Source organism: Mycobacterium heidelbergense, from assembly GCF_050205645.1.
In the GTDB taxonomy this organism is placed as follows: domain Bacteria; phylum Actinomycetota; class Actinomycetes; order Mycobacteriales; family Mycobacteriaceae; genus Mycobacterium; species Mycobacterium heidelbergense_A.
In genome coordinates this window covers 17,056-33,983 of the sequence record NZ_JBNMQT010000034.1, presented here as the reverse complement: position 1 = coordinate 33,983, position 16,928 = coordinate 17,056, and the positions used below count along the sequence as shown (strand labels likewise).

Annotated in this window: 13 protein-coding genes and 2 pseudogenes; 9 read left to right on the top strand and 6 right to left on the bottom strand. The window is 69.3% G+C overall.

Annotation, left to right across the window (positions count from 1 at the left end; genetic code table 11):
• From ACQI5H_RS23470 to ACQI5H_RS23460, 3 genes are all read left to right on the top strand, one after another.
• The coding region (locus tag ACQI5H_RS23470) for a hypothetical protein (protein WP_427081685.1) at positions 1-836 on the top strand (836 nt) is incomplete at its 5' end.
• Positions 837-908: 72 nt separating this feature from the next.
• A complete protein-coding gene (locus tag ACQI5H_RS23465; protein WP_427081684.1) occupies positions 909-4,235 on the top strand; it encodes a DUF2126 domain-containing protein in 3,327 nt (1,108 codons plus the stop codon).
• Positions 4,235-6,877, top strand: a complete 2,643-nt coding sequence (locus ACQI5H_RS23460; protein ID WP_427081683.1) for a circularly permuted type 2 ATP-grasp protein — start codon at positions 4,235-4,237, stop codon at positions 6,875-6,877. The genes ACQI5H_RS23465 and ACQI5H_RS23460 overlap by 1 nt, the downstream gene beginning before the upstream one ends.
• On the opposite strand, the pseudogene ACQI5H_RS23455 reads toward ACQI5H_RS23460, so the two are convergent.
• Positions 6,874-7,940: pseudogene (locus ACQI5H_RS23455) on the bottom strand (zinc-binding metallopeptidase family protein). The gene ACQI5H_RS23460 and the pseudogene ACQI5H_RS23455 overlap by 4 nt on opposite strands.
• A complete protein-coding gene (locus ACQI5H_RS23450) occupies positions 7,933-8,877 on the bottom strand; it encodes a transglutaminase family protein (RefSeq protein WP_427081682.1) in 945 nt (314 codons plus the stop codon). The pseudogene ACQI5H_RS23455 and the gene ACQI5H_RS23450 overlap by 8 nt, the downstream one beginning before the upstream one ends.
• Before the next feature lie 69 nt (positions 8,878-8,946).
• Between ACQI5H_RS23450 and ACQI5H_RS23445 the strand changes: the two genes are divergently transcribed.
• The gene (locus ACQI5H_RS23445) at positions 8,947-9,336 is read left to right on the top strand and encodes an MmcQ/YjbR family DNA-binding protein (protein WP_427081681.1); all 390 of its coding nucleotides are present in this window, start codon (positions 8,947-8,949) and stop codon (positions 9,334-9,336) included.
• Positions 9,337-9,343: 7 nt separating this feature from the next.
• On the opposite strand, the gene ACQI5H_RS23440 is transcribed toward ACQI5H_RS23445, so the two are convergent.
• The gene (locus ACQI5H_RS23440; protein WP_427081680.1) at positions 9,344-10,408 is read right to left on the bottom strand and encodes an FUSC family protein; all 1,065 of its coding nucleotides are present in this window, start codon (positions 10,406-10,408) and stop codon (positions 9,344-9,346) included.
• A 42-nt stretch (positions 10,409-10,450) separates the two neighbouring features.
• Positions 10,451-10,884 (bottom strand): annotated as a pseudogene (locus ACQI5H_RS23435) (nitroreductase family deazaflavin-dependent oxidoreductase).
• Between the two features lie 125 nt (positions 10,885-11,009).
• Here ACQI5H_RS23435 and ACQI5H_RS23430 point away from each other — a divergent pair.
• On the top strand, positions 11,010-11,333 hold the full coding sequence (locus tag ACQI5H_RS23430; protein WP_427081679.1) for a hypothetical protein: 324 nt from the start codon (positions 11,010-11,012) through the stop codon (positions 11,331-11,333).
• Positions 11,334-11,384: 51 nt separating this feature from the next.
• Here ACQI5H_RS23430 and aspS read toward each other — a convergent pair whose 3' ends face one another.
• A complete protein-coding gene (gene aspS, locus ACQI5H_RS23425) occupies positions 11,385-13,157 on the bottom strand; it encodes an aspartate--tRNA ligase (protein ID WP_427081678.1) in 1,773 nt (590 codons plus the stop codon).
• Between the two features lie 56 nt (positions 13,158-13,213).
• On the opposite strand from aspS, the gene ACQI5H_RS23420 reads away from it, so the two are divergent.
• From ACQI5H_RS23420 to ypfJ, 3 genes are all read left to right on the top strand, one after another.
• The gene (locus ACQI5H_RS23420) at positions 13,214-14,101 is read left to right on the top strand and encodes an oxidoreductase (protein WP_427081689.1); all 888 of its coding nucleotides are present in this window, start codon (positions 13,214-13,216) and stop codon (positions 14,099-14,101) included.
• Positions 14,102-14,168: 67 nt separating this feature from the next.
• Positions 14,169-14,666: an SRPBCC family protein gene (locus ACQI5H_RS23415; protein WP_427081677.1), complete on the top strand. Its 498-nt coding sequence runs from the start codon at positions 14,169-14,171 to the stop codon at positions 14,664-14,666.
• Between the two features lie 9 nt (positions 14,667-14,675).
• Positions 14,676-15,557 (top strand): KPN_02809 family neutral zinc metallopeptidase, encoded by an 882-nt coding sequence (gene ypfJ, locus ACQI5H_RS23410; protein WP_427081676.1) that lies wholly within the window; start codon positions 14,676-14,678, stop codon positions 15,555-15,557.
• Between the two features lies 1 nt (position 15,558).
• Here ypfJ and ACQI5H_RS23405 read toward each other — a convergent pair whose 3' ends face one another.
• A complete protein-coding gene (locus ACQI5H_RS23405; protein WP_427081675.1) occupies positions 15,559-16,002 on the bottom strand; it encodes a hypothetical protein in 444 nt (147 codons plus the stop codon).
• A gap of 63 nt (positions 16,003-16,065) precedes the next feature.
• Between ACQI5H_RS23405 and ACQI5H_RS23400 the strand changes: the two genes are divergently transcribed.
• A complete protein-coding gene (locus ACQI5H_RS23400) occupies positions 16,066-16,911 on the top strand; it encodes a patatin-like phospholipase family protein (RefSeq protein WP_427081674.1) in 846 nt (281 codons plus the stop codon).
• Positions 16,912-16,928 lie beyond the last annotated feature (17 nt).

The window sequence follows — 16,928 nt, the reverse complement described above, 5'->3', positions numbered from 1 at the left end:
GCCCCCCTCCCGGCTATGCCCCGCCGCCGGCCGGCTACCCGCCGCCGCAACCCGGTTACGGTGGCGCGCCCGGTGGCCCGGCCGCGCCGCAGTTCAACGTCGGCGAGGCGGTGACCTGGGCGTGGAACAAGTTCTCCCAGAACGCCGTAGCGCTCATCGTCCCCGTGGTGGTTTACGTCGTGGCGTTGGTGATCTTCGGTCTGGTTGCCGGGCTCCTGCCGGTGGTCTTCGGCCAGAGCACGAGCAGCACCTACACCGATCCCTACGGCAACACCGCCAGCAACGTCGCCATCAGCTACAGCGCCGCGTCGTATGTCGTCCTGTTCATCGGCTACGTGCTGCTCTTCATCACGGCGATCTACATGACCGCGGCGTTGGCATCCGGCTGCCTGGACATCGCCGACGGAAAGCCGGTAACCATCGGAACGTTCTTCAAGGTGCGCAACCTCGGTGGCGTGGTGCTCACCTCGATCTTGCTCGCGATCGGCGTCATGATCGGGTCGCTCCTGTGCATCATCCCCGGCATCATCTTCGCCTTCCTCGCGATGTTCGCCATCCCGTTCGTCATCGACCGATCGCTCTCGCCGGTCGACTCCATCAAGGCCAGCATCGCGACCACCCGGTCCAACGTCGGCGGCGCGCTGCTGTCGTGGCTCGTGCAATACGCGGTGGTGTTGGTCGGTGAATTGCTTTGCGGGATAGGCCTTATCGTCGCCTTCCCGATCGCCCAGCTCATCCAGATCTACACCTACCGCAAGCTGTCGGGCGGTCAGGTCGTTCCAGCGGACCAGCCGGGCTACCAGGCGGGTCCGCCACCGGGATCGCAGCCCGCATAGCCGACGCGTCGGTTTCCGCTGCGCAGCACGCTGCGCTGCGTGGTTGCGGCCCTTGTGGTGCAATCAGCGGTAATGAGTATCAAAGTCGCGCTGGAGCACCGCACCAGCTACACCTTTGATCGCCTGGTGCAGGTGTATCCGCACGTGGTGCGGCTGCGCCCGGCGCCGCACTCCCGCACGCCCATCGAGGCCTACTCGCTGCGCGTCGAGCCGGCCGAGCACTTCATCAACTGGCAGCAGGACGTGGTGGGCAACTTCCTTGCCCGCCTTGTGTTTCCGGATCCCATGCGCCGGCTGACCATCACCGTCGGGCTCATCGCCGACCTCAAGGTGATCAACCCGTTCGACTTCTTCATCGAGGACTGGGCCGAGACGTGGCCGCCCGGCGGGTTGACCTACCCCAAGCCGCTGGCCGAGGACCTCGAACCGTACCTGCGGCCCGTCGACGAAGGCGACCCGGACGCTGGTGGGGCCTCCGGCCCCGGCGAGCTCGTGCAGGCGTGGGTGCGCAACTTCTCCGTCCCGGACGGCACCCGCACCATCGACTTCCTGGTGGCGCTCAACCGCGCGGTCAACGCCGACGTCGCCTACAGCCTGCGGATGGAACCGGGTGTCCAGACACCGGATTTGACGCTGCGCACCGGCGTCGGCTCGTGCCGCGACTCGGCGTGGCTGCTGGTGTCGATCCTGCGCCGGTTCGGGTTGGCCGCCCGCTTCGTGTCCGGCTACCTGGTGCAGCTGGCATCGGACGTCGAGGCGCTCGACGGACCGTCGGGCCCCGCGGCGGACTTCACCGATCTGCACGCGTGGGCAGAGGTGTACATCCCGGGTGCGGGCTGGATCGGGCTGGATCCGACGTCGGGCCTGTTCGCCGGCGAGGGCCACATCCCGCTCGCCGCCACCCCGCATCCCGCGACCGCGGCACCGATCAGCGGCGGCACCGCGGTCTGCACCACGGTTTTGGAGTTCTCCAACACCGTCACCCGCGTGCACGAAGACCCACGGGTCACGCTGCCCTACATCGACGAGGCGTGGCAGACGATCTGCGAGGTGGGCCGCCGCGTGGATGAGCGGCTGGCCGCGGCGGACGTCCGGCTCACCGTCGGCGGCGAGCCGACGTTCGTGTCGGTGGACAACCAAACCGGCGAGGAGTGGACAACGGCGGCCGACGGCCCGCACAAGCGCCAGCGGGCCTCCGATCTGGCCGCGCGGCTCAAGGCGGCGTGGGCGCCGACGGGACTCATCCAGCACGGGCAGGGTAGGTGGTATCCGGGAGAACCGTTGCCGCGCTGGCAGATTGCGTTGTACTGGCGCACCGACGGGCGGCCGCTGTGGACCGACGGCACGCTGCTCGCCGACCCCTGGGTCACGAACGGTCCGGCCGCGGACGACGAGGCGTCCAACAAGCTGCTCGCCGGGGTCGCCGAGGGTTTGGGACTGCCGCTGTCGCAGGTGCGGCCGGCCTACGAGGACCCGCTGGCCCGGCTGGCGGCCAAAGTCCGCCTGCCCGACGGCGGCCCCGCGCAACCAAGCGAAGACCTCGCAGCCGACAGCGCCGCCGCTCGCGCCGCGCTGCTGGCGCGCCTGGACGAATCCACCGCGTCCCCGGCGGCGTTCGTGCTGCCGCTGCACCGCCGCGACGACGGCCTGGGCTGGGCCAGCGCCGATTGGCGGCTGCGCCGCGGTCGCATCGTGTTGCTCGAGGGCGATTCGCCGGCGGGCCTGCGGCTACCGCTGGATTCGATCAGCTGGCGACCGCCGCGGGCGACGTTCGACGCCGACCCCCTGTCCGGCGGCGAGCCCGCGGAGGAGTCGACGGCCGCGGTGGTGGACGACGACACCGCGCCGCCGACGGCGATGGTCTGCGAGGTCCGCGACGGGCTGCTGTACATCTTCATGCCGCCCACAGAGGCGCTGGATCACTTCATCGACCTCATCGCGAGGGTCGAGGCCGCGGCCGCGCGGGCCCGCTGCCCCGTCGTGATCGAGGGCTACGGCCCGCCGCCGGATCCGCGGCTGGCCTCGACGACGATCACGCCCGACCCGGGCGTCATCGAGGTGAACGTCGCGCCCACCGCCAGCTTCGCCGAACAGCACCGGCAACTGGAAACCCTGTACGAGCAGGCCCGGCTCGCCCGGCTGTCCACCGAGTCGTTCGACGTCGACGGCAGCCACGGCGGCACCGGCGGGGGTAACCACATCACGCTCGGCGGCGTCACGCCCGCGGACTCGCCGCTGCTGCGCCGCCCCGACCTGCTGGTGTCGCTGCTGACGTACTGGCAGCGGCACCCCGCGCTGTCCTATCTGTTCGCCGGGCGGTTCGTCGGCACCACGTCGCAGGCACCGCGGGTGGACGAGGGCCGCGACGAGGCGCTCTACGAACTCGAGATCGCGTTCGCGGAAATCTCGCGGCTGGCCGGGCCTTTCGGGCGCAATGCGCCGCGGCCGTGGGTGACCGACCGGGCGCTGCGGCACCTGCTCACCGACATCACCGGCAACACCCACCGCGCCGAGTTCTGCATCGACAAGCTCTACAGCCCCGACAGCCCCCGCGGACGACTGGGCCTGCTGGAGCTGCGCGGCTTCGAGATGCCGCCGCATCTGCGCATGGCGATGGTGCAGTCGCTGCTGGTGCGCTCGCTGGTGGCGTGGTTCTGGGACGAGCCGCTGCGCGCCCCGCTGATCCGCCACGGCGCCAACCTGCACGGGCGATACCTGTTGCCGCACTTCCTGATTCACGACATCGCCGATGTGGCCGCCGACCTGCGCGCGCACGGCATCGCGTTCGAGACCAGCTGGCTGGACCCGTTCACCGAATTCCGCTTCCCCCGCATCGGCACCGCAGTCTTCGACGGCGTGGAGATCGAGCTGCGCGGGGCCATCGAACCGTGGAACACGCTCGGCGAGGAGGCCACCGCGACGGGCACCGCCCGCTACGTCGACTCGTCGGTCGAGCGCATTCAGGTCCGCATCATCGGCGCGGACCGGGACCGTTATGTGGTGACCTGCAACGGTTATCCGGTGCCGTTGCTGGCGACCGACAACCCCGGCATCCATGTGGGCGGGGTGCGGTTCAAGGCGTGGCAGCCGCCCAGCGCGCTGCACCCGACGGTCACCACCGACGTGCCGTTGCGGTTCGAGCTCGTCGACCTCGCCACCGGGACGTCGCGCGGCGGGTGCACGTACCACGTCGCGCATCCGGGCGGGCGCGCCTACGACGAGCCGCCGGTCAACGCCGTCGAGGCCGAGTCGCGGCGCGCCCGCCGCTTCGAGGCCACCGGCTTCACCCCGGGCAAGCTCGACCTGTCCGCCATCCGGGAGAAGCAGGCCCGAATATTCACCGACATCGGCGCGCCGGGCATTCTTGACCTGCGGCGCGTGCGTACCGTGCAGCAGTAATGGCATCCCCGGATTCCCTTGCGGTTACCCCCACAACTGGGGACCGCTACGACGCCGACCGGCTGCTGGCCGGGTATCAGACCGCGCGAGCGCAGGAAGCGCTGTTCGATCTGCGGCACGGACCGGGGATCGGCTACGACGAATTCGTCGACAACGACGGAAACGTGCGGCCGGCGTGGGCCGAGCTGGCCGACACCGTCGCCGAGTGCGGACGGGCCGGGCTCAATCAGCTGCGGTCGCTGGTGCACAGCCTGATCGACAACGACGGCATCACCTATACCGAGGTCGATTCCGGCCGCGACGGGCACGGCCTGGAACCCAGACCCTGGAGCCTGGACACCCTGCCCATCGTGATCTCCGCGGCCGACTGGGAGGTGCTCGAGGCCGGGCTCGTGCAGCGCTCGCGCCTGCTGGATGCCGTGCTCGCGGATCTCTACGGGCCCCGCAGCCTGCTCACCGACGCCGCGCTGCCACCGGAGCTGGTGTTCGCCCATCCCGGCTACGTGCGCAGCGCCACCGGAATCGAAGTGCCCGGGCACCACCAGCTTTTCATGCACGCCTGCGACGTCAGCCGGTTGGCGGACGGCAGCTTTCAGGTCAACGCCGACTGGACGCAGGCCCCGTCGGGCGCGGGCTACGCGCTGGCCGACCGGCGCGTCATCGCGCACGCGATTCCCGACCTCTACGAGCGGATCGCGCCGCGACCGACCACCCCGTTCGCGCAGGCGCTGCGGCTGGCGCTGATCGACGCGGCACCCGACGTCGCCCAGGATCCCGTGGTGGTGGTGCTGTCGCCGGGCATCTACTCGGAGACGGCTTTCGATCAGGCATATCTGGCCACGCTGCTGGGCTTTCCGCTGGTGGAAAGCGCCGATTTGGTGGTTCGCGACGGCAAGCTGTGGATGCGCTCGCTGGGCACGCTCAAACAGGTCGACGTGGTGCTTCGCCGCGTCGACGCCCTCTACGCCGATCCTCTGGACCTGCGAGCCGACTCCCGGTTGGGCGTCGTCGGTTTGGTGGAGGCGCAGCATCGCGGCACGGTGACCGTGGTCAACACCCTGGGCAGCGGCGTCCTGGAAAGCCCTGGGCTGCTGCGCTTTCTGCCCCAGCTGGCCGAGCGGCTGCTCGGCGAACCCCCGCTGCTGGGGACCGCACCGCTGTACTGGGGCGGCATCGCGAGCGAACGCTCGCACCTGCTGGCCAATCTCTCGTCGCTGCTGATCAAGTCCACGGTCGGCGGGAAAACCCTTGTCGGGCCCACACTTTCGTCGGCCCAGCTCACCGAGTTGGCGGCCCGGATCGAGGACACGCCGTGGCACTGGGTCGGCCAGGAGCTGCCGCAGTTCTCGTCGGCGCCGACCGATCATTCCGGCGCGTTGTCGTCGGCCGGCGTCGGTATGCGGTTGTTCACCGTCGCACAGCGCAGCGGCTACGCGCCGATGGTCGGTGGCGTCGGCTATGTGCTGGCGTCCGGGCCCGCCGCGTACACACTGAAAACCGTTGCGGCAAAGGATGTCTGGGTGCGCCCAACCGAGCGGGCCCGCGCGGAGGCGATCACGCTGCCCGTCGTCGAGCCACCGGTGAAGACCGCCGCCGGTACCTGGGCGGTCAGCTCGCCGCGTGTGCTGTCCGACCTGTTCTGGATGGGACGCTACGGCGAGCGCGCGGAGAACATGGCCCGGTTGCTGATCGTCGCCCGCGACCGCTTCCACGTCTACCGGCTCCAGCAGGACACCGAGGAAAGCTTGTGTGTCCCGGTGTTGATGGCCGCGCTGGGCCGCATCACCGGGACCGACACCGGAGCCGACCACGACCACGCCGAGATGATCGCCATCGCCCCCTCGACGCTGTGGTCGCTGACCGTGGACGCCGACCGGCCGGGATCCCTGGTCCAGTCGGTGGAGGGGCTCGCGCTGGCCGCCAGGGCGGTGCGCGACCAGCTGTCCAACGACACGTGGATGGTGCTGGCCGGCGTGGAGCGCGCGCTGGCCCACCGGGCCGATCCGCCGCAGTCGCTCGCCCGCGCCGACAGCCTGCTCGCCTCGGCGCATTCGCAGACGCTGGCCGGGATGCTGACGCTAGCGGGGATCGCCGGCGAGTCGATGGTGCGCGACGTGGGCTGGACGATGATGGACATCGGCAAGCGCATCGAGCGCGGCCTCTGGCTGACCGCGTTGCTGGGCGCCACGATGACCACCGTGCGCGGCGCCGCCGCCGAGCAGGCCGTCATCGAGTCCACGCTGGTGGCGTGCGAATCGTCGGTGATCTACCGGCGCCGCACGGTCGGCAAGGTCAGTGTCGCCGCGATGACCGAGCTGATGCTGTTCGACGCGCAAAACCCGCGATCGCTGCTGTATCAGCTGGAGCGGCTGCGGGCCGACCTCAAGGACCTGCCCGGCTCGTCGGGATCGTCGCGCCCGGAGCGGATTGTCGACGAGATCGGAACGCGGCTGCGCCGGTCGCATCCCGCCGAGTTGGACGAGGTCACCGACGGGCGCCGCGCGCAGCTGGCGGACCTGCTCGCCGCGATCCAGGCCGAGTTGCGCGATCTGGCCGAGGCGATCACCGAAACACAGCTGGCGCTGCCGATCGGCATCCGGCCGCTGTGGGGTGGCGACGAACGCCGCGTGATGCCGGCCTAGCCGGCATCTAGGCACTGACGGCCGTGGGCCCCTTCGAATCCGAGGTCACCTCGTCGATGACCGTGTGAATAAACTGCATCTTCTCCAGGACGGCCGCGGGCAGCACGAAGGGATACAGGTCGTCGTGACCCATCGAACGGTTCACCATGTTCAGCGACCACGACAACGGCAGCCACATCTCGATGATGTTGGGAAATGCGCTGGGGCCCAACGCCGGCCGGTCGAAGGTGGCCGACGCCGGCGCCAGGCCGCACCAGGCGCAGGTGTCCAGCGTGTCGCGGATGTGCAGGTAATGGGCGAAAGTCTCGGCCCAATCCTCGGCGGGGTGCATGGTCGCATACGACGACACGAAGCTCTCCTGCCAACCCGCCGGCGCGCCGTCGCTGTAGTGCCGATCCAGCGACTCCTGATAGTCGGCGTCGGGGTCGCCGAACAGCTCGTTGAACCGTGCCAGGTAATCGCTGGACGGGCTGATCAGCCGGTAGAAGTAGTAATGCCCGACCTCGTGCCGGAAGTGGCCGAGCAGGGTCCGGTACGGCTCTTCCATCTCAACGCGCAGCTGTTCGCGGTGGACGTCGTCGCCCTCCGCCAAATCCAATGTGATGACGCCGTTGTCGTGGCCGGTCATCACTTTCTCGTGCGCGCTGGACAGCAGGCGAAATCCCAAGCCGTAGTCGGGATCCCGGTCACGCCCGACCATCGGCAACTTCAACTCGGACAGCTCGGCGACCAGCCGCCGCTTGGCCGCCTCGGCCCGGGCGAACGCGGCCAGCCCGTCGGCGTCGTTGTCGTTGGGCCGTTCCAGCGTCAGCGCGCACGATGTGCACAGTCCACCGGGGGCGTTGATCGGGACCAACCAATTACATTCGGCGACATAGCGATTGGAGCACAGCTCGTACTCGCTTGCGCAGACGAACCCGGGCTTTTCGCCTTCCTCGCCGGTGGTGATCACCAGCAGGGCCATGCTCTCGAGCGAAAACCCCAGCGCACTGCCACACGCCAGGCAGGTGGAGTTCTCGAACGTCAGACGCTGGCCACAATTCGGGCAGTGGAAGTCACGCATCCAGCACGTCACCCTCGAACGGCACCACGTCCACGGCGACGTCGATCACGCTGTTCTCCGCGTCCGTGTAGATGATGCCCCGCAGCGGCGGCACGTCCGCGTAGTCGCGGCCACGGCCGACGACGATGTAGCGCTGGTCGACCATCTGGTCGTTGGTGGGATCGAGCCCCAGCCATTCGAACTGGCCGGGCTCCCGCGGCGTCCACACCGAGGCCCACGCATGGGTGGCGTCGATACCAATCATCCGGTCCTTTCCCGGCGGCGGGTCGGTGGCCAGATAACCGGACACGTAGCACGCCGCCAGACCATTGGCTCGCAGACAGGCGATCGCCAGCCTCGCGAAGTCTTGGCATACCCCCTCCCGGGCCGCCAGAACCTCGTCGACCCCGGTGGAAATCGTCGTCGAGCCCGACCGGTAGGTGAACTCGGTGAAGATCCGGGACGCGAGGTCGCGCAACACCTCCACCAGCGGGCGCCCGGGCGCGAAGCTGGGGGCCGCGTATTCGCGCACCGCGTCGGTGATCTCGGGCGGATCGAGGTCCAGGGTGAACTCCGTCGCTAGCGCCCCCCGGGGTCCGGCCGGCCGGGCTTCCTCCCAGGGCGCCACGGCCGGGCCGCTGGTGTACGTCTCGGGGGTCAGCGGATACACGTCGACGATGGAGTCGCTGGTGATCGTCAGGGTGCGATGCGGCTCGGTGACGTGGAAAAAGGAGCTGATGTTGCCGTAGGCGTCGGGGCTGGTGGAGATGTCGGCGGGAGCCGGCTCGATGTCCAGCCGGTGCGCGATGCAGCGCTGCCGCAGCGAATCCCGCGGGGTGAGGAAACCGCGACCGTAGGAGCTGGTCACGGTGTCGGAGTAGCGGTATTCGGTGCGGTGGGTGACCCGATGCCGACGGGTGACCGGGGCCTGCACTTCAGACGACGCTTCCGAAGACAACCCGCCACCTCCTAGCAATCGATTGCCAATACGGCACCAACCGCACCATAACCGGCGCACAATCGTGGTGTGGCCACGTGGGACGACGTCGCCCGCATCGTTGGCGAGCTACCGCTGACCGCCGAGCAGTCACCGCACGACTGGCGGGTCGGCAAGAAGTTGCTGGCGTGGGAACGTCCGCTGCGCCCGTCGGACCGCGAGGCGCTGACGGCAAGCGGCGTGGAGCCACCCGAGGGCGACATCCTCGGCGTCCGGGTGTCCGACGAGGGCGTCAAGTTCGCGTTGATCGCCGACGAGCCGGCCATCTACTTCACCACCCCGCACTTTGACGGCTATCCGGCGGTGCTGGTCAGGTTGGCCGAGATCGAGCCCCGCGGCCTCGAGGAGCTGATCACCGAGGCGTGGCTGACGCAGGCGCCCAAGAAACTGGTTGAGGAGTTCCTGACCGGTTCCTTCTGAGCCCGGGTCATCGCGGCCGTAGGTCGATGACCCGTTGCACGTCGTCCACGCAGGCCTGGACTACGTCGGCGAGCACCACCTCGGCTCGCTCGTGGGCGCCGGCGTGCAGCGTCGACGCATGGCGGCGCGCGGCGGCCACGTAGGCGCACGCCCCCGCGGGATCCGAATCGGCGAGCGCGGTGGCCGCCGCGAGGTCGACCAGAACGTCCGGCACCGGGGGCGCAAGATCGCAGCCGCGGTCGTCGGGGGGCGCGACGGCACGCGCCAGCTGCAGCACGGAACCGGCGAGCAGCGCCACGTGCACGGCCTGGTGCTCCGCGGCCTGCACGGCGCCCCGCATGCCCCATCGCCGCGGCGCGATCCGCACCACGTGGCGGGCGGTGGTGCGGGCGCCGATGAGGCCACCGAGCTGCCCGTGCACCCTGTCGACGGCCGACAGCGGCCAGTCGGGCGCCGGCGCTCGGCGGCCGGACGCGATGTCCGCGGTGCGGGCCAGCACCGCGCGCAGGGTCCCGAGCACTCCGATGCGCGCGCTGCGCAACACCTCCAGCGGGTCGGCCGGGAACAGCACGACGGCGAAGACGATGGCCAGGCAGCCGCCGATCAGCGCGTCGTAGATGCGCTCGAAACCAACCCCGCTGCGGTACAACGCCAGCACCAGGATCGACGACACGACGGTCTGGTTGGCGAACATCATGCCCTGGCCGATGTAGCCCTGACCGATGAACACCGCGACGAATAGCGCGATCAGCGCGGCGACCGCGATGGGGACGGCCCCGGGCCCCAGCAGCCCCTGCACGACGGTGCCCACCCCGATCCCCAGCGTGACGCCGATCATCATCTGGATGGCGCGTTGGGCGCGCAGCACGTTGCTGATCGACAACGAGACCGCCGCGGCGATCGGCGCGAAGAAGGGCTGCGGATGCGCGAGCACATCGTGGGCGATATACCAGGCCAGACCCGCGGCCACCGACGTCTGCAGGAGCGTGAACCACAGGTCACGGACCCGTTTCAAACCCCCGACGACGGCGGCTTTGGCCCCCGACGGCCGCGTCAACAGCGAAGCGCTCATCACGCTTACTTACCCCACCGCGCGCGGGGTCGCTCGGTGGGGCTAGGTCGTTTGCAATTCGAAGAGCGGGATCACGCGTGTGGTCTTGGACTGATACTCCGCGAAGCCCGGCGCCGCGGCCGCGACCTTTTCGAAGAGCTCGTCGCGCTCCGCGGTCGGCAGCTCGCGGGCCGTCACGTCGAACGCGTCCGTACCGATCTCGACATGGGCCGCCGGGTTCGCGCGCAGGTTGTGCACCCACGCCGGACTGACCGGGGCGCCGGCGAAGGAGCCGATGATGATCAGCTTGCCGTCGATGCGGAAGTACGCCAGCGGTGACGTCCGCTTCGTGCCGGACTTGGCGCCGTCGTGGTGAGCAGCAGCAGGTTGGCACCGGCGAATTGGCCGCCGACCTTGCCGTCGTTGGCGCGGAACTCGTCGACGATGCCGTTGTTGAACGCGTTGATGGTGTCGGTGTCAGGGATCCCTTGGGTCATGCCTGGTCAACCCTTTCCGGTTTGGCGTCTATTCCGGACAGAAAGTGTCCATTTTTGTGCTCCTAGTTGCCCTTAGTCGATGAACGCAGCCCAAACCGGGCGGCGACAACCTAAGGGAGATCACCATGAAGAACACATCAACCAGCCGGAAACACACTCGTTTGCGGTACGCCGCGACGCTCTTCGGCGCGCTGGCCATTGTCGCGTTGGCCCCCGCCACCGCGTATGCCGAGCCCAACGGGCCCACCGGCCCGAGCGGCGGATGCCACTACACCGACCCGGACGGCTACGACATCCCGATCGACGAGGGCCAGGGCGTCATCGTCGGCGGCAAGCTCGTCACGTGCACCAACGGCAAGACGGTCGTCACCGATGCGCCGGCACGCACGCACCCCCACCCGCCGGTCGCACCGCCCAATCACGCGCCGATACAGACCCGGAAGGTGTGAGTCGCGCAAAGCCCGCCACCTTAGAAACGGGGTGGCGGGCCGACGCTCGTGTTAGGCGGGTTCCGGCTTGGCGTCTATTCCGGACTCCTTGCGCTGCTGGGCCGTGATCGGCGCAGGCGCGTCGGTCAGCGGGTCGACGCCGCCGCCGGTCTTCGGGAAGGCGATCACCTCGCGGATGGAGTCGACCCCGGACAGCAGCGCGTTGATCCGGTCCCAGCCGAAGGCGATGCCGCCGTGCGGCGGCGCGCCAAACATGAACGCCTCCAACAGAAATCCGAACTTCTCCTCGGCCTCGGCCTTGTCCAGGCCCATCACCGCGAACACGCGCTCCTGGACGTCGCGGCGGTGGATACGGATCGAGCCGCCACCGATCTCGTTGCCGTTGCAGACGATGTCGTACGCGTCGGCCAGCACGCTGCCGGGATTGCTGTCGACGGCGTCCTCGTGCTCGGGCTTGGGCGAGGTGAACGCGTGGTGCACCGCGGTCCACGCTCCGGAGCCGACCGCCACGTCGCCGGCGGCGGTCGCCTCTTCGGCCGGCTCGAACAGCGGCGGGTCGACCACCCAGACGAACGCCCAGGCGTTCGGGTCGATCATGTCGAGCCGGCTTGCGATCTCGCCGCGGGCGGCGCCCAACAGCGCCCGCGACGACTTCGCCGGGCCCGCCGAGAAGAAGACGCAATCCCCCGGCTTGGCGCCGACATGCGCGGCCAGGCCGTCGCGTTCGCGCTCGCTGAGGTTCTTCGCCACCGGGCCGCCCAGCGTGCCGTCGTCTCCGACCAGCACGTAGGCCAGTCCGCGGTGCCCGCGCTGTTTGGCCCACTCCTGCCAGCCGTCCAGCGTGCGGCGCGGCTGCGAGGCCCCGCCGGGCATCACCACCGCGCCCACATACGGGGCCTGGAAGACGCGAAATGTGGTGTCCTTGAAGAACTCTCCGCACTCGACGAGCTCCAGCCCGAACCGCATGTCGGGTTTGTCGGAGCCGAATCGTCGCATGGCCTCGGCGTAGGTGATCCGCGGGATGGGGGTCGGAACCCGGTAGCCGATCAGCTCCCACAGCGCGGCCAGGATCTCCTCGGAGATCGCGATCACGTCTTCGGCGTCGACGAAGCTCATCTCCATGTCGAGCTGGGTGAATTCGGGCTGGCGGTCGGCGCGGAAATCCTCGTCGCGGTAGCAGCGGGCGATCTGGTAGTAGCGCTCCATCCCGGCCACCATCAGCAGCTGCTTGAACAGCTGCGGGCTCTGCGGCAGGGCATAAAACGAACCCGGATGCAGGCGGGCCGGTACCAGGAAGTCGCGCGCACCCTCCGGCGTCGAGCGGGTGATGGTCGGGGTCTCGATCTCGACGAAGTCGTGGCGATCCAGCACCGCGCGGGCGGCGGCATTCACCTTGGAGCGCAACCGAATTGCCCCGGCCGGGCCGTCGCGGCGCAGGTCGAGGTAGCGGTACTTCAACCGCAGCTCCTCGCCGGCGGGCTCGTCGAGCTGGAAGGGCAGCGGGGCGCTCTCACCGAGCACGGTCAGCGAGGTCACGTTGACCTCGATCTCGCCGGTGGCGATCTCGGTGTTGGCGTTGCCTTCCGGGCGGATCTCCACGACGCCGTCAACGGCGATGCAGAACTCGGCGCGCAGCCGGTGCGCCTGGGCCAGCACGTCGGGGGCGCGGAACACGACTTGTGCCACACCGGAGGCGTCGCGCAGATCGATGAAGATGACACCGCCGTGGTCACGGCGGCGCGCCACCCAGCCGGCCAACGTCACCTGCTGTCCGGCGTCGCTAGCCCGTAGCGAACCAGCGGCGTGGCTGCGCAGCACAAACACTCCCTTTCAGCAGGCTTTGGACGAGTGACCAGTCTAGAGCAGGTATTTTCGGTCCTATCGCCACCACCATCGCACTCGTCGGTCCCGGCGCCGTCGGCACGACGGTCGCCGCGCTGCTCTACAAGGCCGGGCATTCGGTGCTGGTCTGCGGCCACACTCCCCGCGACAGCATCGAGCTGCGGCCCGACGGCGAAGAGCCGATCGTGGTGCCCGGCCCGGTGCTCACCGATCCCGCCGAGATCACGGGCACGGTCGACGTGGTTGTGCTGGCGGTCAAGGCCACCCAGAACGACGAGGCGGCCGGCTGGCTGGCCCGGCTGTGCGACGAGCACACCATCGTCGCCGTGCTGCAAAACGGTGTCGAGCAGGTCGACCAGGTCAAGCCGCACTGCCCGTCCTCCCCCGTGATCCCGGGCATCGTGTGGTATTCGGCCGAGACGCAGCCCGACGGCTGGGTGCGGCTGCGCACCGAGGCCCGGCTGGTGCTGCCCTCCGGCCCCTCGGCGGAGAGCGTCGCCGAGCTGCTGCGCGGCGCCGGCTGTCACGTGGAGTGCGATCCCGACTTCCTCACGGGGGCCTGGCGCAAGCTGCTCACCAACGCGCTGGCCGGGTTCATGGCCCTGTCGCGGAGGCGATCCGGCATGTTCCGCCGCGACGACGTCGCCGCGTTGTCTCGGCGCTACGTCGCCGAATGCCTGGCCGTCGCGCGTGCCGAGGGGGCCAGGCTGCCGGACGGCGTGGCCGAAGAGTTGGTCGAGATGTTTCGTCACGTTCCCGAGGACATGAGCACGTCGATGCTGGCCGACGCGGAAAACGGCCGGCGGCTGGAGTGGGAGATCCGCAACGGGGTGATCATCCGCAAGGCCCGCGCCCACAACCTGGCGACGCCGATCAGCGACATCCTGGTGCCGCTGCTGGCCGCCGCCAGCGACGGTCCGGGCTAGGTCCGATTGCCCGCCTCCTCCTCACGCCGCTCCGGGCGCGCATCGTCACCGAGCTAGGTTAGAGGCCATGTACGCCTGCGAGCGCGTCGACCTCAGCTTCATCGAGAACGCGCCATTCCGATTCCGCAACAGTGTCGACCTCGCCATCACACCCGAGCAGCTGTTCGAGGTGCTCGCCGACGCCGAGTCCTGGCCGCGCTGGGCCCCGGTGATCACCAAGGTGACCTGGACCAGTCCCGAGCCACGCGGCATCGGCACCACCCGCGTCGTCGAGATGCGCGGCGGCATCGTCGGCGACGAAGAGTTCATTGCGTGGGAACCGTTTCGCCACATGGCATTTCGGTTCAACGAGTGCTCGACGCGCTCGGTGGCCGCGTTCGCCGAGGATTACCGGGTGGAAGTCATCCCTGGTGGCTGCCGACTGACCTGGACCATGGCGCAACAGCCGGCCGGCCCGGCGCGGCTGGCGATGTTGGTCGCCGGGCCGCTGCTGAACCTGGGCCTGCGCCGGTTCCTGCGTAATCTGCGTAGCTATACCGATGCGCGCGCGGCCCAGCAGCATTAGGAGGGTGCGATGACCTTCAACGAGGGTATGCAGATCGACACCAGCACCGCGTCGTCGTCGGGCGGTATGGGCGGCATGGGCATGGCCGTGGGGGGCGGCGGCGTCGGGCTGCTGATCCTGATCGCGGCGTTGTTCCTCGGCGTCGATCCGGGCCGCGTGATGAATTCCCAGCAGATGAACACCGGCGGCTACTCGGCGCCCGGGTTCGACTTGGGCCAGTGCAAGACTGGCGCCGACGCCAACAAGTACGTGCAGTGCCGCGTAATCGCCACCGGCAATTCGGTGGACGCGGTCTGGCATCAGCTGATGCCGGGCTATACCCGCCCGCGGGTGCGGCTGTTCACCGGGCAGGTGGAGACCGGCTGCGGGGCGGCCACCACCGCGGTCGGGCCGTTCTATTGCCCGGTGGATCAGACGGCGTACTTCGACACCGACTTCTTCCAGGAGCTGGTCGACAAATTCGGTTCCAGCGGTGGACCATTCGCGCAGGAATACGTGGTCGCCCACGAATACGGCCATCACGTGCAGCAGCTGCAGGGCGTCCTGGGCCGCTCCCAGCAGGGCGCGCAGGGCGCCGGCGGCAACGGCGTGCGGACCGAGTTACAGGCGGACTGCTACGCCGGCATCTGGGCGCACTACGCGTCGACGGTCAAGCAGGAAAACACCGGCGTGCCGTACCTGCAGCCGTTGAGCGACAAGGACATTGCCGATGCGCTCTCGGCCGCGGCGTCGGTGGGCGATGACCGCATTCAGCGGGAGACGACCGGGCGCGTCAACCCGGAGTCGTGGACGCACGGGTCCGCCGCGCAACGGCAGAAGTGGTTCACCATCGGGTATCAGACCGGTGACCCGCACCAGTGCGACACCTTCGCCGCCACGAACCTCGGCTAGTTCACCCGGGCGGCCGGGCCGCGCAGGTGACGGTGGTGGTCGCGTCCTGCTGCGCGACCACCTGGCCGTCCACGGCGATCTCGCAGTGGAATGAGGCCGGACCATTGCCCGAATCCGGCCAATGCAGCATGCCGCTGGCGCTGATGCTCGCCCACTGCGTGGGGTTCGCCAAGCTGACGGTGTAGGTGACCGGCGTTCCACCGCTGAGCGGAGCCTGCACGCTGGTCATGAACTTCGACGGGTCCGCGTTGTAGGCGGCCTGGCTGGGCGGATCGGCGTTCACGTAGTTGACGGTGGCGGTCAGATTGTTGGGGCTCGACACGGTGTACGTCACTTGATGGCCGGCCGGATCCGCATAGGAGGTCGCGGGCGTGACAGCCACTGCTGCGGCTGCCGCAAGCGTTGCCGCGGCGCATGCGGTGGTCACATTTCGCACGTTGGTCATATCGAAAACGCTACCGGATCCGTTACCCCCGGAATTTGACCCGAAAGTCCCTACGATGCATCTGTGCCCACCGCATTCGTGTTGTCCGGCGGCGCCAGCCTGGGAGCGATCCATGTCGGCATGCTGCTCGCCCTGGCCGACCAAGGGGAATCGCCCGACCTGATCATCGGCACGTCCGTCGGCGCGGTCAACGGCGGGTGGATCGCGTCGCGGCCCGACGCCGCCGGGATTCGCGGCCTCGCCGACCTGTGGGTGTCGTTGTCGCGGCGGGACATCTTCCCCACCCATCCGCTCGCCGGCGCGTTGGGCATGCTCGGTCGCCGGTCGCACCTGGTCCCCAACACCGGTTTGCGGCGCCTGCTCGCCGACAAATTGGAGTTCGAACGTCTCGAGGACGCGTCCGTCCCGCTGCACGTGGTGGCCACCGACGTCATCTCCGGCACCGATGTGCGGCTGTCGTCGGGCGACGCCGTCGACGCGATCGCCGCCAGCGCCGCCATCCCGGGCGTCTTCCCGCCGGTGCGGGTCGACGGCCGTTACCTGATGGACGGCGGCGTGGTGAACAACACCCCGATCTCGCACGCCGTCAAGCTCGGCGCCGACCGGATCTGGGTGCTGCCGACCGGCTACTCGTGCGACCTGCCCGCGGCACCAAAGACGGCGGTGAATATGGCGTTGCACGCCATGACCCTCGCGGTCAACCACCGCCTGGCCGTCGATGTCGAGCGATTCGAACAGGACGTCGACCTCCGCGTGATCCGGCCGCTGTGCCCGGTCGCCACGTCGGGAGCCGACTTCTCGCACGCGGCGACGCTCATCGAGCGGTCGCACGCGGCCACGCGCGAGTGGCTCGCGGCGCGCCCGCCGGCCGAGGGCCAAGCCGGATTGCTCGAACCGCATCGCCACTAGGCCGCCCGGCTCGGGTA